This is a genomic window from Streptomyces sp. NPDC051183, from assembly GCF_040682455.1.
In the GTDB taxonomy this organism is placed as follows: domain Bacteria; phylum Actinomycetota; class Actinomycetes; order Streptomycetales; family Streptomycetaceae; genus Streptomyces.
Window position 1 is genome coordinate 23,313 of the sequence record NZ_JBFBBA010000048.1, and the last position, 21,814, is coordinate 45,126.

Genomic DNA, 21,814 nt, shown 5'->3' on the forward strand with positions numbered 1-21,814 from the left:
CCTTGTCCGAAGACTCCTCGGCAGCCCCGCCCCCGGCTCCCGCCCCCTCCGGCCCCGCGTCCGCGGCCGCGGCGCGCGAGCGCCCGCCCTGGCTGGTGAGCATCCGCCGCTCCCGCAGCGAACTCCCCGTCGGGGCCGGGCTGCTGGTCACCCCGCGGCACGTCCTGACCTGCGCCCACGTCGTACGGGCGGGCACGGCGCTCGGCGTGCCGGAGGAACCGGTGTTCGTCGAGTTCCAGTACGCCGAGGCGCACGACCCGCTGCCCGCCACGGTCGTCCCCGGCGGCTGGCACCCCGCCGCCGGCGCCGAGACGGGCGACGTCGCGGTCCTCGAACTCGGCGCGCCCGCGCCCCCCGAAGCGGTACCCGCCCCGCTGCGGACCACCGACTCCGGCACCTGGGGCCACCAGTTCCGCGCGTACGGCTACCCCCGGGAGCACCCGCGCCAAGGGGTCCCGGTGCGGGGCGAGATCATCGGCCACGCCGGCAGCGAGTGGCTCCAGGTCGAGGCGAGCCCCCACAGCGGCTGGTCGCTCGAACAGGGCTTCTCCGGCTCCCCGGTCTGGGACGTGAACAGCGGGGGCGTCGTCGGCATGCTGGTCGCCCGCGATTCCGTCGCCAAGATCGACCGGCGCACGGCGTACGCGATCAGGGTCGAGACCCTGGTCCGCTACTGGCCCGAGCTCGGAGCGTACGTACGCGGAGCCACGACGCGGGAGCTGCGGGAGCGGCTGGAGAGCCTGCTGTGGCTCCCGCTCACCGAGGACGGGGAGATCCCGCGCGTCGACCAGGTCGACCCGCACGACATCGGAGTCTCCCGCTCCAAGTACAGCGACCACCCCGAGCACTCTCCCTACGTACCCCGCCGCCCGCAGGACGGCCTGCTCGACGCCGCCCTGGCGGAATCGCGCTTCGTGCTGCTGGCCGGACGCTCCAAGGCCGGCAAGTCCCGCACCCTGTACGAGGCGCTGCTGCGCACGATGCCCGGCGCCCGGCTGGTCGTGCCGCGCCCCGACGGCACGGACCGCCGGATCCTCGACGACCTCAGCCGGCTCGGCCTGCCGTCAGGCCAGGACCGGGTCGTGCTCTGGCTGGACGACCTGCACCGCTACCTGCGCCCCGGCGGACTGGACCTCCAGACCCTCGACCGGCTGGCCCGCAGGCACCCCGCCGTCACGGTCGTCGCCACCATCCCGGCCAAACAGCGCGCCGCCCTGACCGCCATGGAGAACGACCTCGGCCGCGTCGCCCGCACCGTGCTCGGCAAGGCGTACACCGTCGAGCTGCCGCCGCTCCTCGGGCCGGAGGACGCCGCCGTCGCCCGGGAGCTGTATCCCCGCGAGGACTTCGCCGGGCGGGGCATCGGGGAGCACATGGTCGCCGCCCCCGGAGTGGAACAGCGCTACGAGGACGGAGCCGACAGCTGCCCCGAGGGGTGGGCGCTGGTGAAGGCGGTGACCGACTGGCACCGGATGGGCATGACCGGCCCGGTCCCCGAGCCCGTCCTGCTGGACCTCTTCCGCGCCTACATGTCCGAGCACCACCCGCAGTTCGTCCCCGACGAGGCGCTGTACCGGACCGGCCTGGCCTGGGCCAGGGAGCCGGTGGTCGGAGCGGTCGCCCTGGTCTACCAGGTGCCGGGGCCGGACGACGTGCCCGCGTACACCGGCTTCCCCTACACCTCGGAGTACCTGGACACCCGCGCCGACGATCCGTCCGCTCCCGTGCCCCGCTTCGCCTGGGACTACCTCGCCGACTGCCGGACGGCCACCGAGCTCCTGCCGATCGCGTACACGGCGCTGGTCCGCGAGGAGGCCGACGTCGCCGAGCTGCTGCTGCGGCGGATCGCCGGGTCGCCGGAGGACCGGGACGGCTCGGCGTGGGCGTCGCTGATGCTCGGTCAGATCAGCCTGGTACTGGGCGACTTCGACGCGGCGGTGGAGCTGCTGGACGCCGCAGCCTCCTCCGGGTCGGAGGATGTGGCCCCGCTGGCCCAGGTCGAACTGGCCAGCGCGCTGGTGATGACCGGCGACCGGAGCCGCGCCAGGGGACTCCTGGAGCGCGCCCTCGGCTCCGCCGATCCGCAGGTCTCACAGCTCGCGCAGGTGGGCCTCGCGCGCGTACTCGTCATGGAGGGCGACACCGAACAGGCCGAACAGCTGCTCGAAGCCGTCATCGCGTCCGGGGACATGGAAGCCGAGCCCCTGGCCACCGCCCAGCTGGTCAGGTCGCTGACCGAGGGCGACCGGGCCGGCGTACGGACCGGCCGCGAGCCCGGCACCGAGCTCGGCAAGCCCGGCGCCGGCATGGGCATCTCCCGGGGGCTCGGCTCCGCGCCGCCCGTGGAGCGGCCGTGGGCGCTGACCCGCATGGTGGGCGAGGACGTCGCCGCCCAGATCACCTCCCTGGCCCGCGCGAACCTCGGCGGGGTGCTGGTCCACCAGGGCAAGCTGGAGCGCGCCGAGGCCCTGCTGCGCTCGGTCATCGACAGCGGCATGACCCACATCGTGCCGTGGGCCCAGTCGGACCTCGGCGCACTGCTGAGCGAGCAGGAGAGGTACGAGGAGGCCCGGGAGCTGCTCGAAGCCGCGATCGACTCCGGACACCCGCTGGTCTTCCCGACCGCCCAGGTCACCCTGGCCATCGTGCTGCTGGGCCTGGGAGACGAGGAGCAGGGCCTGGCCGTACTGGAGGAGGCGGTCGCCGCCGGACACCCCAGCCAGGGGCTCCGGGCGGCCTGCGCCCTCGGTGAATGGCACACGGAACTGGGCGACCCCGACCTCGCCGAGGAGTGGCTGGAGCTGGTGACCACCACCGACCACCCCGACTGGTCGCCGCCGGCCCGCATCGCCCTCGCGGTGCTGCTGGCCCGCCAGGAGCCGGACGAGTCGGATGAGTCGGACGAGTCGGACGAGTCGGACGGAGGGCAGGAGGGGGCGGCCGACGGGGTGGCGCGGGCCCGTGAGCTGCTGGTGGACGTGATCGGTTCCGGGCACCCGCACCAGGGCCCGCGCGCCGCCGCCGTGCTCGGGGACCTGCTCGTACGGGAGGAACTCCCGGCGGAGGCCGAGGACGCGTACCGCATCGCGATCGACTCCGGGCACTGGCACTGGTCGCCGCCGGCCCGCATCGCCCTCGGCGTGCTGCTGTCCGGCCAGGAGGGCGGCGCGGCGCGGGCGCGCGAGCTGCTGACCGGGGTGATCGACTCAGGGCACCCGCACCAGGGGCCGCGCGCCGCGGACCTCCTCGGGGACCTGCTCGTACGGGAGGGCCTCCTGGAGGAGGCCGAGGACGCGTACCGCATCGCGATCGACTCCCGGCACCCGCACTGGTCCCTGATCGCCCGGTACGACCTGGCCGTCATGCTCGCCGACCGGGAGGACTACGAACGCGCCGAGAACCTGCTGCGGGAGCTGGCCGACGACGACGACGTGACCGCGGCGACCTGGGGCAGGGCCCTGCTCGGCATGGTGATCATCGGCAGCGGACGCCGGTCCGAGGGCATCGCGCACCTGCGCGCCGCGGGTGACGCGGGCGTGCACCCCGCCTCGCCGATGGCCCGTTTCCAGCTCGCCAAGTGCCTGATCGAGGACGGCGACGACGACGGCGCCGCCGAACTCCTGCGGGCGGTGCTCCAGGACGAACCCTCGGACGTCACCGAGGCCGCCAGGGCCTCGCTGTGCGTACTGCTGCTGCGCCAGGACGACCGCGAGGCGGCCGAGGAACTCCTGATGGGCGTGGAGGACTCGGGCGACCCCGGGGCCATCGCCCTGGCCTACCTCGGCATGGGCGAGTTCCTGCTGGACGTGGGGGAGGTCAGCGCCGCCGGCGACCTGCTCGAAACCGCACTGGGCATCGGCGACCCCGAGACGGCCCCGCGCGCCGGAGCCCTGCTCGGGGTCGTACGGCGCTCCATGGCCGACGGCGGCTCGGCGGAGGCGCGGGGGCTCCTGGAGCAGGCCCGGAGCCTGCTGACCGCCGCCCTGGCCTCCGCGGCCGACGACCCGACGGTCGAACCCCTGGCCCGGCGCTACCTCGGCAGCACCCAGTTCCGCCTGGGGCTGTACGCCGACGCGGAACGGACCCTGCTCCCCCTGGCCCGGTCCGACGACGCCCAGCACCGGCCGCAGGCGCTGCTGCTGCTCGCGCAGGTCCTGGCGGTGGGCGAGCGGCCGGTGGAGGCGTACCCGTGGTTCGAGGAGGCCATCGCCTGCGGCGACCCGGACACGGAATCCCAGGCCCGGCGCCTGTACTGCGAACTGCTGGTGAGCGCGGGCCTCCTGGAACAGGCCGGCGCCGTACTCGCCCCCCAGGACGCCCCACCACCCCCCGAGCCCCAGTCCCCACCACCCGCACTCCCACCCCCGCCCTCGCACGGTCTGCCGCCGGAAGTGCTCAAACTCCTGGGCGACGTGGCCTCGGCCGAGGGAGACCCGGAGGAAGCCCGCTACTGGTACACCCGCGCCCGCGCCCGCTGACGCCCGGGCCCGTAGCGGCCGATGGATCAGCAGGGGATCAGCAGGGGATCAATCGCGGCGCTCGACGGCGTCGGGCTGCAACCGCAGCTCCTGCACCTGATAGCAGTCCGAATACAGTGTGGCGACGACCGCGCCGCACGCGCACACCAGGTTGGGCCCCCACTCACCGTCCATCCCGCAGCAGTAGCCGCGGCGCATCGCAAGGTCCGGGTGTCCCTCCAGCCCGATGCCGTCGCCGGGGTGGAGCACGACGGTCCGCCTCGGCCCGGACTCCACCAGCAGCCCGGACGAGTCGTCCAGTACGTACGGCGGTCCGGACGGCTCGGTATCCACCGCGAACGCCCCCGGCGCCATCCGCACGATGGGCGCGTCGGTATGCCCCTTCTCATCCGCAGCCCCGGCAACGGGCCGGTACCACTCCGCATCCGCATCCGGATCCGGCAGCCCCCGCTCGGCAACCTCCGCCGTAACGACCCGCCCACACCCACGACACCCGAAAACCGTCACCAGCCACCTCACTCCTCCCCCCAACTATCGCCGCTGAGCATCGGAAGCGAGCTACCATCTAAGTAAGATTCAATCTACGTAATATCGAATCTATGTTTCAGGTGCTGGGAATGGGGTGCTGATGGAGTTCAAGGGCAGGACTTCTGACCTGGACCAGCTGGCTCGGCAGCTGAGCCTGGTGGCCGGTGGTACGGGCGCCACGCGTGGTCAGGCCGTGACCGTGACGGGTCGGCGCCGGGTGGGCAAGTCTCGTCTGGTCCAGGAGTTCTGCGACCGTTCCGGGCTTCCGTACGTGGTCTTCCAGGCGACCCGGGGGCGCAACGCGGTGGCCGAGCGGGCGGACTTCGCCGCGACGCTGGGGCATTCCGCTCTATCCGGAGCTGAGCTCGTGGCCGGGTTGCAGGCCGCCGACTGGAACCAGGCACTGCGTTCCCTGGCAGTCGCGATTCCGGATGACACCCCGAGCATCGCGGTGCTCGACGAGGTGCCTTGGCTGGTGGAGCAGGACGGGGAGTTCGAGGGGGCGCTGCAGACGGTCTGGGACCGGCACCTGTCGGCCAAGCCCGTCCTGTTGATCCTGGTCGGCAGTGACATGTCGGTGATGGAGGCGCTGCCGTCCTATGGCCGCCCCTTCTTCGGCCGGGCGGCCAAGATGACCGTACAGCCGCTGCATCTGGCCGATGTGCAGGCGATGACGGGTCTCGACGCGGCGGAAGCGGTGGACGCGCTGCTGATCACCGGCGGGTTCCCGGAGATCGTTCAGTCCTGGCGGCCGGGGATGGGCCGCAGAGATTTCCTGCGCGAGACCGTGGCCAACCCGCTCGCCCCGCTGTTGGTGGCGGGCGAGCTGTCGCTGCTGGGGGAGTTTCCCGAGGCGTCCCACTCGCGCGCGGTCCTGGAAGCGGTCGGCAGTGGCGAGCGGACGTTCTCCAACATTGCCGCACGAGCCGGTGGCGCCGGCGCGCTGCCCTCGGGCACGCTGTCTCCGCTGCTGAACACGCTGCTGGCCAAGCGCGTCCTGGCCGCTGACCTGCCGCTCTCGGTCAAGGTGGACAGCAAGAACAAGCGCTATCGCATCGCCGATCCGTACCTCCGGTTCTGGCTGGCCTTCCTGCAGCGCGGGATCCCGCTCATCGAGCGCGGTCGCGGTGATCTGGCGCTGGAGCGCATCGAGCGGTCGTGGACGACCTGGCGGAGCCGGGCCGTCGAGCCGGTCATCCGCGAGTCGCTGCTGCGGATGCTGCCCGATGAGAGGTGGCCGCAGACGGAGGCGGTCGGGGGCTGGTGGAACCGGCAGAACAACCCGGAGATCGACCTGATCGGAGCCGACCGCGAACCCGTAGCAGGGCAGGTTCACTTCATCGGCTCGGTGAAGTGGTTGGAGTCGCAGCCGTTCGGCCGACGCGAGTACGACGCCCTGGTGCGGGACATGCTCGCCGTGCCCGGCACCGGGCCGGGCACGGCGCTGGTGGCGGTGTCCCGTTGTGGTGTCGAGGACGATATGCCCCTTGCGGCGCACTGGGGTCCGGAAGACCTCGTCCGAGCCTGGCGGTAGTCAGGGAAACCGCGAGGGTGGTCATGGTGATGTACCTCTCCCGGACATCGAAGCCCCATTGCCCGGCGGCGAGGTGACGGGCCCGGTTCACCCCCGAGGGGTGACCCGACGGCGCTAGCCTGGCTGGGTGAACGCGCGTACCGCCCTCGTGAAATGGCTGGGCACCCTGGATGCCGAGCGGTTGACAGCATTGCTGGAGGAGCGGGATCTGCCGCTCGCCGCCGAGTACAAACGGATCACCACCCTCCGCGAGCTCGCCGAGCACCTGCTCACCGACGAGTCGGTGGGCCAGGGCCTGATGGCGGGCACCACCGGAGAACTGGAGCTGCTCGCTTCCATCGCCGCCCTCGCCCTGGAGCGGCACGGCCCCGTAGCCGGTGGCGAGGCCGAGGACGGCCCCCGGTATCCCTGGCAGCAGCGCAGGCCCGTCGCCGCGGTGGAGCCCGCGGACCGCCTCGTGCCCGAGCGGGACGTACTGGCCTGGTTCGAGCCGGGGGAGGAGCGGCGGCGGGCGGAGCAGGCGCTCGTCCGACTGCGGGAGCGCGCGCTGTTGCTCCCCTCGGCGAAGGGGAAGCTGGCCCTGCCGCCGCTGCTGCACGTCCGGGCCGCCGGGTTCGACGGCTACGGGCGCACCGCCACCCGGCTGCTGACCTGCGCCTACAACGCCCCGGAGGTCAAGCGGATCGCCGCGAACCTCTTCGGCGAGGGCCCGGCCCGTACCCGCGACCAGGCCCAGGAGCTGATCACCGCTCTGCTCGCCGATCCCGCCCGGGTGCGGGCACTGGTGGCGGACGCCCCGGTCCGGGCGCGGGAGCTGCTGGACCACCTGGTGCCCGGCCCGCCGCTCCTGCGGACCCACTGCTTCGTCGGCCGGTACGGGGCGCAGTACGCGGGCCCGGACTCCAAGTACGTCTTCCGGGAGGGCGGCAGCGGCGACGAGGGCACCGACTGGCTGGCCGCGCGGGGGCTGCTGGTCCCCGTCGGCCTCGACCTGGTGGAGCTTCCCTACGAGGTCGCCCGCGCGCTCCGCGACGGGGGCGCGGTCCCCCGCCCCCGGCTGGAACCGGAGTCGTTCACCGCCACCGCGCCGCTGCCGTCCGGCTGGGAGGGCGAGGGCGGCACGGCCGCGGCGGCGGCCGCCTGGCGGGCCGAACTGGTACTGCGGGCGCTGGCCGCCGAGCCGGTCGCGATCCGCAAGGCGGGCGGGATCGCCGTACGGGACACGCGGCGGCTGGCCAAGGCCGCCGGGGCCGACGAGGCCGATACCCGGCTGTGGCTGGACCTCGCGGTGAACGCCGGCCTGGCCGCACCCCAGGACGACGAACCGGCCCCCGCCCCCCGCGGCCGCCGCAACTCCAAGGCCCCCAAGCCCGCCGCCCGGCTGCTGCCGAGCGACCGCTATGACGCCTGGGCGGCCGCACCCGCCGCGGGCAAACTGCTGCCGCTGCTGGCCGCATGGGCTGTGGTCCCCGCAGTTCTCAGCCACTGGCCCGACCCGGACGAGACCCCGGTCGCGCTCATCAGCCCGCAGGACGAGGACGCCGTGACCCTGCGCACCGGCGTCCTGCGAGCGCTCGCCGTCCTCCCCGACGGGCACGGGCTGACCGGGGACGCGCGGGGCCTCACCGAACTCCTCGCCCTGGCCTCGTGGTTCCAGCCCGCCTTGCGCGCTCACCTGGCCGCAGACGCCACGGGGGAGCTGACCGGCCTGGACGAAGTGCTGGACCGCCTGGCGGCCACCCTGACCGAGGCGGCCCTGCTCGGCGTGGTCGCCCACGGCGCGCTCACCCCAGTCGGACGGGCTCTGTGCAGGCTGCTGGAGGCGGGAGCCGCACACCACTACCCGGCAGTGCCCGGCGCGGGCGCCGACCCGGCCGGGCGCGGCTCCGACGGCCTCGGCGAAGACCTGTCCCCGCGCCCCGCCCTGACTCAGGCGGTGACCACCCTCCGCGAAGAGCTGTACGCGGCGCTGCCCGAGCCGAGCGACACGGCCCGGTTCCAGAGCGACCTGACCGCCACCGTCACCGGTGCCCCCGCACCCGTCCTCGCGGACCTGCTCTCCGCGGTCGGCGACATCGAGTCCGAAGGGCACGCCGTGGTCTGGCGCATCACCGCGACCTCCCTACGCCGGGCCCTGGACGCCGGCTGGAGTGCGGACGAACTGCTCGACCGCCTCGCCGCCGCGAGCGAGCGCGGCACCCCATTGCCGCAACCGCTCACCTACACGATCAAGGACACGGCCCGCACCCACGGACAGCTCAAGGTCGTCCGCTCCGCCTGCTGCATCCGCTCGGACGACACCGGACTGATCGCCGAGGTGGCCCAGGCCCGCGGCCTGACCAGACTCCGCCTGCGCCGGATCGCCCCCACCGTCCTGATCTCCACAGCGCCCCCGGAGGAGACCCTCACCGCCCTGCGCGCCGCCGGCTACGCCCCCACCCAGGAAGCCGAGACCGGCACCACACTCCTCGACCGCGCCCCCACCGACCGCGCCCCGAACCTCATGCCCACCCTGGACCGGGCCCACGCCGGCCATGCTGCACGGACCCGAGGCGTCCCCGCGAGCGCCCGCCTACTGGCCGCCACCCTCACCTCGGGCGGCTAGCGACGCCTCGACGACGGCGCCGCGTACACCGGCAGGCCGAGCGTCGGCAAGCAGTGGACCGATTCCGGAGAGAGCCATAACGACCGCGGGCTGAAGAACCGGCCCCCGGAAGACGTCCACGAATAGGCCGCAGAGGCGGTCATACGCCTGCACAGCACGGCAGTTGGCTGCGCATACGCGAAGACCCCGTCTCAGCGTTCTCGCTGATGGCGGGGTCTTGGGCACTTCCTGCGAAGTGCCCCCGGCGGGGCACTCGGAACATGGGAACGGCGAGAGCCGCTGGTCAGCGGAGGTGAGTTGGTGATCTGCGAGGTCGTCCGGCTCGAGTGAAAGGGCGGCGGCCGCATGGGGTTCATGCCCAGGGTGTGCTCCTGGGGGCGTGGGCGCGCAGCCGCAGCGCGGTGAGGGCGGCGGCGCGGCCCGGGGCGGTGAGGGTGATGGTGGAGCGGCGGCGGTCGCGGTACGCCAGGAAGCCGAGGGCCTCGCCGGGGCGCAGCCACTTCCACAGAAAGTGGCGGATGTCATCCGGCCTGGGGGCGCTGCGTCTGCGAGGGTGAACGCCTCGGCGGCCAGGGTGTGCGCGGCGGTGGTGAGCTCGTCGAGGGTGCGTTCCCCGCCGAGCAGGGCAGCAGCGGCGGCTTCGGCGAGATCAGCGGCGACGCCGTCGCCGAACCACGCTTGGGCTGCGGTGGTCTGTAGCAGCGCCGGGTCGGCGAGGTGCTGCCGACCGCGGGCGGTGAGGGTGAGCTTGCGGTGCCGTTTGGTGAGCAGCCGGGCTTCGCGGGCCAGTTCGTGCAGCTCGGCGAGGCGGAAGACATCGTGTTCGGTGCGCGGCACCATGCCGGGCAGGTACCAGTCGTAGCGTTCTGCGGCCTCGATGACGAGGGCGCGTGGCAGGTAGCCGGCCTGGGTCAGCGTCACGCCGTCTCCGACCGACTCCAGCAGCCAGCGCAGGGGTTCGGCCGTGTCGTCGGGCACCTCGGGCGCCACGGCCAGCAGGTCTGCCAGAGGGCCCCGCACGCGGCGCCGGGCGGCGGGCGGGGCCTCGGCCCAGGTGTGGCGGCGCTCGACGTGGATCGCGTCCAGTGGGGTACGGCCGTCGTACGCGGGGTGCGGGGTGGTGAGCCAGCGTTCGAGGTGCGTGACGCGTGCGGCGGCGTATCCCCGTGAGCCTGGCACCAGCACACCGTCGTCGAGCGCCTGCTCCAGCAGCCGGGATGCGTTGCCGCGGGCGACGGCCTCGTCGATGCCCATCACCGGCCCCCATCTGAGCATCGCGGTGTCCGGCGGGGTAACCGGGGAGGCGTCCACCGCCCGCTGAAGGGCGGCCCGCCCCTGCTCGGGTGCGCGCTGCCACGCGGAAAGGGCCTCGTGGGTGGCCTCAGACATGCAGACCGCCGCGGCCCGGGGCCGACCGGCGTCGTCGAGGAGCCCGGCCAGAGTGGCGAGGATGCGCGGGTACTCGGCGGGCTCGGCCATCCACTTGACCGGAAGCTCGTACCAGCAGAATCGCTCCACGTTCTCTTGGGCGAGTGAGCTGACCGGACCGCCGTCCGGCAGTAGCCAGCCGAGCAGTTGGTCTCGCACGTCGCCCGTGTCGCCCGTCTGCGTCATACCTGTCCTTCGCGGTCGAACCAACCCAGCGCTGGACCGGGTCCTGATGCAGTTCTGCCGTTCCGCCGAGTTGAGCACGGCACGGGCGGTTGTGGCGCCACCGTATCGAGGGGCGCCGGTGGGAGGCCTACGAGACGCCGGGTGGCCGGCGCCTGTCCCATGCGGCCGTGAGCGCGGTGACCGGGTCAGGGGCAGAAGCCGCGCACGGCCACCACTCGCCGTCCTCGCGTGCGTACGGGTACCAGTGGGCGTCCGGGCCGAGGCGGAGCTGGAGCCCGTCATCGTCGAGGGTGAGACGGTTCCGCCAGGCCCGCAGGCGGGGCGGGGCGGCCGCGTCGTCCATCTCGGCCAAGGCCCGGTCGAGCGCGCCCCGGGCCGCCGCCATGAGCGCGGGCTCGGGCGTCAGGGGCTCCAGGGCGGTCGTCACACCGGTGTCGCCGCCGTACCGCCACGCGCGCACCAGGCGGGCGAACTCCAGCGGGCGCAGTCCCGTACCGGCCTGTAGAGCGTGGAACCACTCCGGGCTCCGATGGTCGGCGGCCAGCCGCAGGGCGTCGGCGCGCCGGGTGAGGTGCGCGGAAGCGGTGTCGCCGGCCAGGATGCGGGCGGCGCGGGCGGCGGTGTCCGCGGCGAGGTCCCGCAGTCCGTCGGCGGTCAAGCCGGAGTCCGGGGGCGGGTCCGTGGCCAGGGCGGGTGCCCGGTATGGGGCGGGGGCGGGCGGCTCGGGCAGCACGGGTTGCTCGGCGGCCCAGCGGGCGTAGGCCGCCGCCGCTGGGACACCGGCCGGGGCGGCGGGCGCGGATGTGGGCGCGGGGATGCGGCGGCGGCGCAGCTCGGCGAAGACCCTCTCCTTCGTGCGGCCGCGCAGCGCGAACAGGACGAAGGGGTCCGCGTCGATGCCGGAGGCGATCGCGTAGCACAGGGCGGCGGCGTGCTTGCAGGGGTAGCCCCAGTCGGGGCAGGAGCAGCCGGGGTCGAGTTCGGTGGGAAGCGGCAGCAGCGGTACCCCCGCGGCGCGGGCGTCCTCGACGAGGTCCTCGGGCATCTCCCCGTCCAGCAGCGCGGCGGTGTGCCCGGCCCTGGTAGCGATCGTGTTCAGCAGCGTGTCCCACTGATCGTCGGTCAGGGCGGGGACGCGTACGGAGGTGCGGTACGGGTAGTAGTCGCTGCCCTGCACGGGTGCCTTGACCACGCCAGAGGAGACGGTGACCTCGCCGACCTTGCCCTGGCGGGCGTACGTACGGCCGCGCGAGAGGCGCCCCGCGTCCAGGGTGGAGTCCTCCAGGGCGGCGACCCAGGCCCGCCCCCACCAGGTGTCGGCGAAGGCGCGCCTGCCGCGGGCGGGCGCGCGCCGCGCCGCCGGGCTCATGACTGCCTGCTCAGGGCGACGAGTTCGGCGAGTTCGGCGTCACCGAGCTCGGTGAGCGCCCCCTCGCCGGAGCCGATCACCGACTCGGCCAGCGCCCGCTTGGCTTCCAGGAGCCTGGCGACCTTGTCCTCCACGGTCCCCTCGGTGACGATCCGGTGCACCTGCACGGGCCGGTCCTGGCCGATACGGTAGGCACGGTCGGTGGCCTGGTCCTCGACGGCGGGGTTCCACCAGCGGTCGTAGTGCACGACATGGGTGGCGCGGGTCAGATTCAGTCCGGTGCCCGCGGCCTTGAGTGACAGCAGGAAGACGGGCGCCTTCCCGGCCTGGAACTCCGCGACCATCTCCTCGCGACGGGCCACCGGGGTGCCGCCGTGCAGGAAGAGCGGCGCGGGCCCCCGCTCAGCCAGGTGCTTTTCGAGGAGCTTCGCCATGCCCGTGTATTGGGTGAAGACCAGCACCGACTCGCCCTCCGCGTTGATGGTCTCCAGCAGCTCGTCGAGGAGTTCGAGCTTGCCGGAGCGCCCGTCCAGCGGCCCGGACTGGCGCAGGTACTGGGCGGGATGGTTACAGATCTGCTTGAGCGCGGTGAGGAGCCCCAGGACAAGGCCGCGACGGGCGATGCCCTCGCTCCCGCGGATACGGTCCATGGTCTCGCGGACCACCGCCTCGTACAGGCTGGTCTGCTCCGTCGACAGCGGCACGATCCGGTCGGTCTCGGTCTTCGGCGGCAGTTCGGGCGCGATCCCGGGATCGGACTTCTTGCGGCGCAGCAGGAAGGGCCGGACCAGGCGGCCCAGGTGCTCGGCCGCCTCGGGGTCCTCACCGGCTTCGATGGCGCGGGAGTACCGCTCCCGGAAGGCGGGAAGCGTGCCGAGCAGGCCGGGCGTGGTCCAGTCCAGCAAGGCCCACAGTTCGGAGAGGTTGTTCTCGACGGGGGTGCCGGTCAGCGCCACTCGCGCCTTGCCGGGCAGGGCGCGCAGTTCGCGGGCGGTGGTGCTGTACGGGTTCTTGGCGTGCTGGGCCTCATCGGCGGCGACCAGTCCCCACGTCACTTCGGCGAGCCGCTCGCGGTCGCGCCGCAGCACTCCGTACGTCACCAGGACGATCTCGCCGGCGGCCAGGTCGTCCAGGTGCCGGTCGCCGCCGTGGAAGCGGCGCACCGGGACGCCGGGCGCGAACTTCTCGGCCTCGCGCTGCCAGTTGCCCAGCAGCGAGGTCGGGCAGACCACCAAGGTGGGCCCCGCGGTCGCCGGGTCCTGCATGCGGTGCAGATGCAGGGCGAGCAGGGTGATGGTCTTGCCCAGGCCCATGTCGTCGGCGAGGCAGCCGCCCAGGCCGAGTTCGCACATGTCGGCGAGCCAGGCCAGAGCGCGCATCTGGTACTCGCGCAGGGACGCCTTCAGTGCGGCGGGCTGCGGGACGGGCTCGCGGGCCTGAGGGTCGCGGATACGGTCGACGAGCGCGGCGAACGCTCCGGTCGCGGCGACGGGTACGGTCTCGCCGTCCGCCTTCACCTCGCCGGTCAGCGCCACGCTCAGCGCCTCCATGGGGGAGAGGGGTTTCCCGCGGCGGCGCTTGGCGCGGGCCACCAGCTTCGGATCCGCGACCACCCACCGGTCGCGCAGCCGGATCAGCGGGCGGCGGGCTTCGGCGAGCGCGTCCATCTCGGCCTCGGTGAGCGCCTGGCCGCCGAGTGAGATCTGCCAGCGGAAATCGAGCAAGGCATCGGCGCCCAGCAGCGAGGGTGCGGCGGAGCCGGGGGCTCCGGGCTGCCCCACCTCGGCCTGCGCGGTGAGCGCCTTGACCAGTTCGCGGGGCCAGTGCACGTCGATGCCCGCGCCGCGCAGGGTGTCGGTGGCGTCTCCGAGCAGGTCGAGAGCCTCGTCGTCGCTCAGGTGCAGCTGGTCGGGGGCGGTCTCCCGGAGCAGCCGGCCCAGCGGTGGCCAGACGCGGGCGCCGCGGCGCAGCGCGAGCAGCGTCTCGGTCTCCGCCCGCGGCCCCAACTGCCGCTGCACGGCGGTGGGATCGGCCCACAGCCGGTCGGCCTCAACGACCAGGGCCGGGTCGTCGGCGGTGTGCAGCTGTACGACCGCGCGGAACTGCATGCGTCGTGCGGTGGGCGGCTCGGCGCGCAGGCTGACCGTGACCTTCGCGGACAGTCCCGCGTCGGTCTCCTCGGCCCACTCGCGGAGGGCCGGCACCGGGCGTACGTCGAGCCACGCGTAGGGGAGCCGACCCAGGGCGAGCGCGGCGGCGGGGGTGCGGGCCAGCGCGTCGGTGACAGCGTCGGCGAAGTCCCGGACGAGCGGGGCGGGTTCGACGATACGTACCGGGGAGGTACCCGGTAGCGGGAGGCAGTGGGCGTACGGCGGAAAGGCGGCCGCAAGTTCATCGACGGCCTGCCGGGCCGCGGTGTCGTACGGGCCGATGCGCCAGGCGTCGTACCCCTGCGCGGTGAGCGCCGGATACAGCCGCCCCTCGGCGAGCATGCGCAGCGCGAGACGGGCGGCCGCCGCCCAGGCGGCGGCTGAGGGGTGGAGCGCGGTGGCGTACGGCGGCAGCCGCGGGTGTGGGGGCGCGTCGGCGGCGCCCTGGTGCGGGATTGCGGCGGCGCTCGAGGGTTCCCCGGGGTGCGACGGCGGGACGGCGTCCAGCAGCGCGATCGCGGCCGTCGCGGGCGGCACGGCGTACGAGCCGACCGTGCGGCGGCGTACGGAGCGGCCGTGCGGCAGGACCAGTTCGACCTGCTCCACCTCGACGCCGACGGGATGCGGCGTCCACGCCTCCGGCGAGCCGGCGGGATGCCACAGATGCAGCCGCCCGAGCCGGTCCGGCTCCCCCGCCACGAACACCGCGGCCCAGCCCGCGCTGAGCAGCCCCCGCACCCAGGCCGCGCATTCCGCGGACACCAGTGGCTCGGACGCGGGGGCATGAGAGGGCCCGACCGGAACGACGATGCGAGCCATACGAAGGTTCCGTCCCCCTACCGACGGCCGCCGCCGACCGTCACCGACACTACGAAACGATTGCAGCACAGCACGCGGATGGCGGACAAACTCTGCCCAGAGCTGGGACACGCCGTCCACGAGGAGTGTTCATGCGCCGTGATAGAGGCGGTCGATGTCGATCAGCTGGATCGTGGGGTCGTTCTCGGCGAGGTGGCGCATTTCGTCGGTGAAGCCTGCGCCGCTGAAGCACTGCAGTCGGGTGTCGTCGGTGGCGGTGCCGCGTGCGGTGAGGAGACTACGGATGTGCTGAAGTCGCTCCAGGTGGCTCATTCCCATGATGTCGTTCCACTTGGCTTCGCCGATGGCGAGGAGTGTTTCGCGGCCGGACCCGGTGTCGCCGTAGACAGCGGCGTCAACTTCGTGGCTGGTACGGGCCGCGGGGTCGTTGACGGTGCCGCTGGCGACGCGGGAGACCTGGCCGCCGTGGGTTTCGGGGGCCGCGTGCCAGCGGGCCCATTCGCGGCAGACCTGTTCGAAGTGGGGGCCGATGACCTTGCTGCGGAACGTGGACTGGGCGCGGCGCCATACGGCGGGGGCGCGTCCCGGACGTTCCAGATCTCCCCAGACCGGGCGCATGACCGAGTGGTAGAAGGTCACCAGCGGTTCGGCGATGCGGTATGCGGAGCGGTTGCGGCGGAAGGCGTCGGTTTCGTGGGTGATCATCCCGACGTCCTGGAGGACGCTGAGCGGGTGGGCGAGGTCGGTGGATTTGCGGCCGAGGTAGTCGGCGATGCCGCCGCGCGAGGCATTGCCGTTCGCGATCGCGGCGAGCACGGAGTGGTAGAGCGCGACGTCGTGGAGTTCGGGTTCTTCCGCCAGGAGGTAGCGGGCTTCGCGGAAGAGGGGGCGGGCGGGGTTGAGGACGGCGCGGGCAACCCAGTCGTCGAAGTCGTCCGGTCCTTCAGGGGTGTCGCCCTGTGTGAATTCGCGGCGGTAGGCGGGGGTGCCGCCCACGATGGCGTTGGTCATGAGGGCGGTGCGGGGGTCGGAGATCTCCCAGAACTCGGCGGCGAGCCGGAAGTCGAGGGTGGGGACGACGAGTTCGAGGCCGGCGCGGCCCCGTAGCGGGGCGTTGCCGGACAGCAGCTTTCCCATGAACGACAGGGCGGATCCGCAGAGCAGGAGCCGTACGGGCGTGTTGGTGTGCTGGGCGGCCGGGTCGAGAGCCCGCTGGATGACCGAGGGCAGGGCGGGTGACGCCTTGGCCAGGAAGGGAAACTCGTCGATCACCACGGTGGTCGGGCCGCGGTCGGCGAGCCGCAGGAGTTCGGTGACGGCCTCGTCCCAGTGTGCGAAGCGGAACGGCGTGGCCTGGCCGCGGTAGCGGGCCAGGGCCTCGCCGAACTGGCGCAGCGCGTCGGCCTCGGTCGTCTCGGTCGCGGTGAACATGAAGCCCCCGCCGGCGCGGGTGACCGCGTCGAGCAGGAATGTCTTGCCCTGGCGCCGGCGCCCCGAGACCACCCCGAGCATGGCCCGCGGCCCGGGCAGGCCGGCGAACCGGGTCAGCTCGGCCCACTCGAAGTGGCGGTCGAACATCTCGGCGGGCTTGTCCATGAGCGCCCCCTTTATATAAGGAGAACTATTATAACTCGGGTTATTCATTCTGCTGGTGTGTGGCGGTGAGAATCACCCGGTCGCGTGAACCAGTGCTGCCCGTCCGTGACGGGCGTCACCGCGGCGGTCTGCGGCTGGCGTACATGGCCGAGCTCACCGCCGAGGAGGGGGAGATTCTGGTGTAGCCGACCCGTGCGCTGACCTTGCGGCTGATGTCAGCAGAGGGTGATCCTCGCGCAGGCGGCTGGACTGTGGCAGCGGATCGCCGGGATCGGTCCCGGGGGCTCACAGCCCCGGGCTTACGCCGGCGGTGAGCAGGCCGAGGGCCTGGGCGCGCAGGACTGTGCTGGTGCGGTCCGGAGTGCCGAGCTTGTGGCGCAGGTTCTCGGCGTGCTTGTCGACGGTCCGAGGGGTGATGCCGAGGCGGCGGGCGATGGCGTGCCCGGTGAGTCCGGACTGCCACAGGGCCAGCACCTCGGACTCGCGGGGAGTGAGCCGGACGACGCCCGTTTCCTCCGCGGGCTCCGCGAACCGCAGGCGGTGCACCCCGCTCAGTTAGGTTCATCGTCCCAGCTCAGAAGGCACTTTTGCGTTACCACACAGAAACCGGCCCGCACCAAGTGAAACGGCGAGGCTAGTGCCTGCTTGGCGAGACGATATGACAGGGAATCAAGATCTACGGCTATTAACCGTCTCGATTCGGAGGCGTACGTTCTTGCCGTGGCGGTTGCCGAACCCCGGCACTGCATCTACAAAGGAATGGATTCCATGTCTCTGGCCGGCAAGAAGATCGTGATCATCGGTGGAACCTCCGGCATCGGCTTCGCGGTGGCCCAACAGGCCGCGGCGGCCGGCGCGGACGTCGTGGTCGCCTCCAGCAATCAGGACCGCGTGGACGCCGCGGCTAAGCGGTTGGGCGCGCCGGCCGAAGGCCGCCGCCTGGACGTCGCCGACGGCAACGCCATCGCCGCGTTCTTCGAGCAGGTCGGGGAGTTCGACCACCTCGTCTACACCGCGGGCGAATCCCTGCTGATCAAGCCGTTGGTCGACACCACCCCGCAGGAGGCCAGGGCCGTCTTCGAGCGCCGGTTCTGGGGCGCGTTCCTCTCCGCCAAGTACGCCGCACCGCGACTGCGCGACGGCGGCTCGATCACTTTCAGCTCCGGCGTCCTCGCGATCCGCCCCCTGGCCGGAACCGCGCTCACGGCAGGCATCACCGGCGGCATCGAGGCCTTGTCCCGGGCGCTCGCCGTCGAACTCGCCCCCCTGCGCGTCAACGTGATCCAGCCCGGTGTGGTCCGCACCGAGCTGTGGGACGGCAGTGTCCCGGACCCGGAGGCTTTCCTCCAGGACGCCGGGTCCGAGCTCCTCACGCGGCGCGTCGGCACTGCCGAGGAAGCCGCGGCGGCCTATCTCTTCGCCCTGTCCAACGCCTATGTCACCGGCACCACGCTCGCGATAGACGGCGGCGCGGCGCTGGTGTGACATGGGCGAGCGCTCACGTGCGGCCATGCGGGTGAGGAAAATCGATTGTTGCGGTGTGTAGTTGTATCGTTCCGGATGGTAGCGCACTGAGGCAGGGCTTCTGATACCCGCCGATCCAAGACCGTCGTCACGCGAAGGGTTGCAGCTCCGTGCCTGAAGCTCTGCATGCGGGAGAGGTCAGCGGGCGCAGGCGAGCCATGGGGGCGTCGCCGTCCGTATTGCCGTGGCCCTCATTGGACCGTTTCACGCGGACCCATGCGGCGACTCCCACGCTGCTGTTCGGTCCGCTCGGACTCGGACTTGCCGTCGTCGGCGGCGGCGCCCTCGGCTGGGGGAGGGCCGCGGCCCTGGTCGTTGCCGGATACGTGGCATGGACGCTTGCCGAATATTGGATCCACCGCATTGCGTACCACTGCGTTGCCCCGATCCGTTTCGGGCCGCGTGTGCAGTGGATGATCCATGGCGTCCATCACGACCACCCAAGCGACGAAGGCCGGCCGATGACGCCGCCGCTGGTGTCCCTTCCGCCTCTCGTTGCCGTGATTTGGCTCCTCTGCTCCACCTTGGGAAGCGGGACCGGGCCTGCGGTCGCAGGTGGCTTCACGCTCGGATACCTCTCGCATGAGCTCGTGCACCACCACCTGCACCGCCGCAGACCCACCACGCGGCTGGGACGGTATCTGCGCCGATGCCACATGCGACATCACTTCCGGGATGAACGTACCTGGTTCGGGGTCACCTGTCCCTACTGGGACTACGTGTTCGGCACCACGGGCCGCGGCCGCGGCGTTCAGCACATTCGTCCTCTGGTCGTCGGCCGTCAGGGATGGCCGCCGAGGACCAGGCCAGCTTCACCGAGAGAGACCGAGAGATGACCGGTGTAACGGAAGCCGCCCGATGGGCCGACTTGTTGGTGCAGTTGGAGCCGACGATGGCTCGCTTGCTGGACCGGCACTTGGAGACGGTGCGGGATTGGCTGCCCCATACATACGTCCCGTGGTCGGACGCCCATGACTTCGACGGGCCGCTGGGTGGCCTGCCCTGGTCGGCGGACCAGTCGCCGATCCCCGATGCGGTCCAAGACGCCTTGGTCGTCAACCTCCTGACGGAGGACAACCTGCCGAGCTACCATTTCGAGCTGGCGAGCCGACTCGGCCGCGACGGCGCATGGGGGACCTGGGTGCACCGCTGGACAGCCGAGGAGGGCCGCCACGGCGACGCTCTGCGGATGTACCTGCATGCGCGCAGGGCGGTGGACCCGGTGGCTCTGGAGGGCCAGCGCATGCGCGCGGTCACAACCGGGTTCACCAGCGGGCAGCCTACGATCCTGCACGCCCTGGCATACGTCGCGGTCCAGGAGTTGGCGACACGCGAAGCCCACCGCAACGCCGGGCAGGCGTGCGGTGATCCCCTGGGCGAGCGGCTGATGGCCCGGATCGCCGCCGACGAGAACCTGCACATGCTGTTCTACCGCGACCTGTACGCCGCGGCCCTCGATGCCGCGCCGGCGCCGGCGCTGGCCGCGTTGGCCGATGTCGTGTGCGGATTCCAGATGCCCGGCACCACCATTCCGGGATTCCAGCGGCGGGCCCTGCGCATCGCCGCCGCGGGCATCTACGACCTGGACGTGCATCGCGAACACGTGCTCATGCCGCTCCTTCGTACTCTGTCCGTCATGGAACGAACCGCAGTGGGGTCCGTCGGAGAGGAAGCACAAGACCGCATCGGGCGTCACGTGGAGGAATTGCAGGCAGCGAGCGCCCGCGCCCAACGCCTTTACGCGCGCATGAATCGATCCACCGAGCGGGCGACCGCACATCAGTGATAGCGGCGCCGGGGCCAGTCATCCTCTTATCTGTCCGTGAGAACGACCCTGCACGCGGGATGTGTTGCATGTACGCATTGCTGGCCGACCTATTGGTCCGCGAGTTCGGAATCGCGCCGGAGGCGGTTCATCCACAGGCCAGGGTCCGGGACATCCAACTGGATTCCCTGGCTTTGTTGGAGATCTCGACCATGATCACCGACCGGACGGGGCTGTGGTTCGACGAAGCGTCGGTCACCTACGACAGCACCTTGGAGAGCGTGGCCCGCTGCTTCCTTCCCGAGGTCTTCCGTCTGCGTTCGTGATTCCCGGCAGACCACGTCATTGAACCGTTCGGGTGGTTTGTCCGTGAGAAATGGAACCGCCCCGTGGACCGTGCGTAGGGTTGCGAATCATCACGCCGTACACGCATCGGCGGGCGGGCCGGGATCCCAGATTTCCGTGTGCAGCCATTTCGATCTCGACGGGAAGACGATGTCCAGCTGGATTGCCTCATCCCCGGCGCTCGACGCCCTTATCGCCCAGGGCGACGCCTACCCCTACTACCGGGTGATCGAGGGGCGGCCGGCGCCGGGAGAGATCGTCGTCGACGGTGTCCGAGCCGTCAATGCCGCGTCGACCGATTACCTCGGACTCGCCTTCGATCCGCAGGTCCGTGCCGCAGCGGCACTGGCCGCCGGCGATCTGGGAACGTCATGCTCGGGCTCCGCGATCACCAACGGAACGATCGCACTGCACCGCGAACTGGAGGAGGAACTGGCCGACTTCCTCCAGCGCCCGGCAGTCATGCTGGCTCCGACCGGCTTCCAGGCCAACCTCGCTCTGGCGCACCTGCTCGGTGTCGACCACACCGTAGTCGCCGACCAGCACAACCACGCCTCGCTGGTGGACGCGGCCAGCTTGAGCCGGGCGGAGCACCGCAGGTTCGGCCACAACGACACGGCGCACGCGGAACGACTGCTGCGCACTGCCGTCGACAAGGGAAGAGCCCCGGTCATCCTGACCGAGGGAGCGTTCTCCCTCGGCGGGGACCTGTGCGCGCTGCCACAACTCGCGGAGCTGGCCGGGCGCTACGGTGCGGGCCTCATCGTGGACGGCGCGCACGACATCGGAGTGCTCGGCGCGAACGGCCGAGGAGCGGCCGAGCACTTCGGTGTCGAGGCCGCAGTGGACATCGTCACCGGAACGTTCTCCAAGGCGTTCGGCTCCGTCGGGGGATTCGTCGCCGGTCCGGACGTGGCCGTGCGGGAGTTGCGGCACTTCGGACGTGCGGCGGTGTACTCGGCGTCGATGCCGCCGCCCGCTGCGGCGGCGGCGCTGGCAGCCGTACGGATCGTGCGCGCCGACCCCAAACGCCGTGCGGCACTGCGTCGCGCCGCCGATCACCTGCACCGTGGTCTTGCCGAGCTCGGGCACGGTGTGCCCGCATGGGCGGGGCCGGTCGTCGCCCTCCCAGCCGGAGAACCGGACCGGGGATCCGCAACGTGGCGGGCGCTGCTGGACGCGGGCGTGTTCGCCGCCGTCTTCCGGCCACCGGCCGTGCCGGGAGACCAGGCGGTCGTGCGCGTCTCGGTGACCGCGTCACACACCGCCGACCAGGTCGACCGCATCCTCGACGTGATCGCACGTCATCTTCCGCTCCCCACCGACACCGACGTCGACGCTGCCCACGAGACACTGCCAGGTGCCCGAAACGGCTGGCACGGGTCGGACAGCGGCATGGCGCAGGAGGAGGCGCCGTGTCCCACTCCCTGACGCGCGCTCCGTCCGGGGGAGGCGCGGGCGTGCGGGCCGCGCCGTGCGTCATCGTG

At 72.2% G+C, this 21,814-nt stretch carries 14 protein-coding genes; 8 read left to right on the forward strand and 6 right to left on the reverse strand.

The features are described 5' to 3' along the window. The first annotated feature begins 2 nt into the window (after positions 1 to 2). Positions 3 to 4,478: a tetratricopeptide repeat protein gene (locus tag AB0M99_RS31740; RefSeq protein WP_365926586.1), complete on the forward strand. Its 4,476-nt coding sequence runs from the start codon at positions 3 to 5 to the stop codon at positions 4,476 to 4,478. Between the two features lie 48 nt (positions 4,479 to 4,526). Here the strand turns inward: AB0M99_RS31740 and AB0M99_RS31745 are convergent, their stop codons facing one another. Further along, a complete protein-coding gene (locus AB0M99_RS31745) occupies positions 4,527 to 4,985 on the reverse strand; it encodes a hypothetical protein (RefSeq protein WP_365926588.1) in 459 nt (152 codons plus the stop codon). A 121-nt stretch (positions 4,986 to 5,106) separates the two neighbouring features. On the opposite strand from AB0M99_RS31745, the gene AB0M99_RS31750 reads away from it, so the two are divergent. Together AB0M99_RS31750 and AB0M99_RS31755 are read left to right on the forward strand one after the other, a co-directional pair. Next, a complete protein-coding gene (locus tag AB0M99_RS31750; protein WP_365926590.1) occupies positions 5,107 to 6,540 on the forward strand; it encodes an ATP-binding protein in 1,434 nt (477 codons plus the stop codon). A 127-nt stretch (positions 6,541 to 6,667) separates the two neighbouring features. After that, positions 6,668 to 9,145: a helicase-associated domain-containing protein gene (locus AB0M99_RS31755; RefSeq protein WP_365926592.1), complete on the forward strand. Its 2,478-nt coding sequence runs from the start codon at positions 6,668 to 6,670 to the stop codon at positions 9,143 to 9,145. On the opposite strand, the gene AB0M99_RS31760 is transcribed toward AB0M99_RS31755, so the two are convergent. The 5 genes from AB0M99_RS31760 to AB0M99_RS31780 form a co-directional block, all read right to left on the reverse strand. Next, positions 9,113 to 10,759, reverse strand: coding sequence for a hypothetical protein (locus AB0M99_RS31760; protein WP_365926594.1), 1,647 nt, complete (start codon positions 10,757 to 10,759; stop codon positions 9,113 to 9,115). The two genes, AB0M99_RS31755 and AB0M99_RS31760, sit on opposite strands and share 33 nt — an antisense overlap. 127 nt (positions 10,760 to 10,886) lie before the next feature. Further along, the gene (locus AB0M99_RS31765) at positions 10,887 to 12,128 is read right to left on the reverse strand and encodes an SWIM zinc finger family protein (RefSeq protein ID WP_365926596.1); all 1,242 of its coding nucleotides are present in this window, start codon (positions 12,126 to 12,128) and stop codon (positions 10,887 to 10,889) included. Further along, the gene (locus AB0M99_RS31770; protein ID WP_365926598.1) at positions 12,125 to 15,097 is read right to left on the reverse strand and encodes a DEAD/DEAH box helicase; all 2,973 of its coding nucleotides are present in this window, start codon (positions 15,095 to 15,097) and stop codon (positions 12,125 to 12,127) included. Before AB0M99_RS31770 ends, AB0M99_RS31765 begins: the two co-directional genes overlap by 4 nt. A 129-nt stretch (positions 15,098 to 15,226) precedes the next feature. Beyond that, on the reverse strand, positions 15,227 to 16,693 hold the full coding sequence (locus AB0M99_RS31775; protein WP_365926600.1) for an ATP-binding protein: 1,467 nt from the start codon (positions 16,691 to 16,693) through the stop codon (positions 15,227 to 15,229). A 285-nt stretch (positions 16,694 to 16,978) separates the two neighbouring features. Beyond that, positions 16,979 to 17,239 carry a helix-turn-helix transcriptional regulator gene (locus AB0M99_RS31780; RefSeq protein WP_365926602.1) on the reverse strand — a complete coding sequence of 87 codons (261 nt, stop codon included), beginning with the start codon at positions 17,237 to 17,239 and terminating at the stop codon, positions 16,979 to 16,981. A gap of 222 nt (positions 17,240 to 17,461) precedes the next feature. Here AB0M99_RS31780 and AB0M99_RS31785 point away from each other — a divergent pair, with 222 nt between their 5' ends. From AB0M99_RS31785 to AB0M99_RS31805, 5 genes are all read left to right on the forward strand, one after another. Next, on the forward strand, positions 17,462 to 18,178 hold the full coding sequence (locus tag AB0M99_RS31785; RefSeq protein ID WP_365926604.1) for an SDR family oxidoreductase: 717 nt from the start codon (positions 17,462 to 17,464) through the stop codon (positions 18,176 to 18,178). A 197-nt stretch (positions 18,179 to 18,375) separates the two neighbouring features. Continuing rightward, positions 18,376 to 19,053, forward strand: a complete 678-nt coding sequence (locus tag AB0M99_RS31790; protein WP_365926624.1) for a sterol desaturase family protein — start codon at positions 18,376 to 18,378, stop codon at positions 19,051 to 19,053. Beyond that, complete coding sequence (locus tag AB0M99_RS31795) at positions 19,050 to 20,003, forward strand: acyl-ACP desaturase (protein WP_365926626.1); 954 nt, start codon at positions 19,050 to 19,052, stop codon at positions 20,001 to 20,003. The genes AB0M99_RS31790 and AB0M99_RS31795 overlap by 4 nt, the downstream gene beginning before the upstream one ends. 68 nt (positions 20,004 to 20,071) lie before the next feature. Next, entirely contained in the window at positions 20,072 to 20,308 is a 237-nt protein-coding gene (locus tag AB0M99_RS31800) for a phosphopantetheine-binding protein (RefSeq protein ID WP_365926606.1), read from the forward strand. Between the two features lie 169 nt (positions 20,309 to 20,477). Beyond that, positions 20,478 to 21,758: a pyridoxal phosphate-dependent aminotransferase family protein gene (locus AB0M99_RS31805; RefSeq protein WP_365926608.1), complete on the forward strand. Its 1,281-nt coding sequence runs from the start codon at positions 20,478 to 20,480 to the stop codon at positions 21,756 to 21,758. The last annotated feature ends 56 nt before the right edge of the window (positions 21,759 to 21,814 follow it).

Excerpts from the sequence above, each read along its gene's own strand:
- AB0M99_RS31750 (WP_365926590.1), top strand. The coding sequence starts at position 5,107 with ATGGAGTTCAAGGGCAGGACTTCTGACCTGGACCAGCTGGCTCGGCAG.
- AB0M99_RS31785 (WP_365926604.1), top strand. The coding sequence starts at position 17,462 with ATGTCTCTGGCCGGCAAGAAGATCGTGATCATCGGTGGAACCTCCGGC.
- AB0M99_RS31775 (WP_365926600.1), bottom strand. The coding sequence starts at position 16,693 with ATGGACAAGCCCGCCGAGATGTTCGACCGCCACTTCGAGTGGGCCGAG.
- AB0M99_RS31790 (WP_365926624.1), top strand. The coding sequence starts at position 18,376 with ATGGGGGCGTCGCCGTCCGTATTGCCGTGGCCCTCATTGGACCGTTTC.
- AB0M99_RS31795 (WP_365926626.1), top strand. The coding sequence starts at position 19,050 with ATGACCGGTGTAACGGAAGCCGCCCGATGGGCCGACTTGTTGGTGCAG.
- AB0M99_RS31760 (WP_365926594.1), bottom strand. The coding sequence starts at position 10,759 with ATGACGCAGACGGGCGACACGGGCGACGTGCGAGACCAACTGCTCGGC.
- AB0M99_RS31770 (WP_365926598.1), bottom strand. The coding sequence starts at position 15,097 with ATGGCTCGCATCGTCGTTCCGGTCGGGCCCTCTCATGCCCCCGCGTCC.
- AB0M99_RS31800 (WP_365926606.1), top strand. The coding sequence starts at position 20,072 with ATGTACGCATTGCTGGCCGACCTATTGGTCCGCGAGTTCGGAATCGCG.
- AB0M99_RS31805 (WP_365926608.1), top strand. The coding sequence starts at position 20,478 with ATGTCCAGCTGGATTGCCTCATCCCCGGCGCTCGACGCCCTTATCGCC.
- AB0M99_RS31765 (WP_365926596.1), bottom strand. The coding sequence starts at position 12,128 with ATGAGCCCGGCGGCGCGGCGCGCGCCCGCCCGCGGCAGGCGCGCCTTC.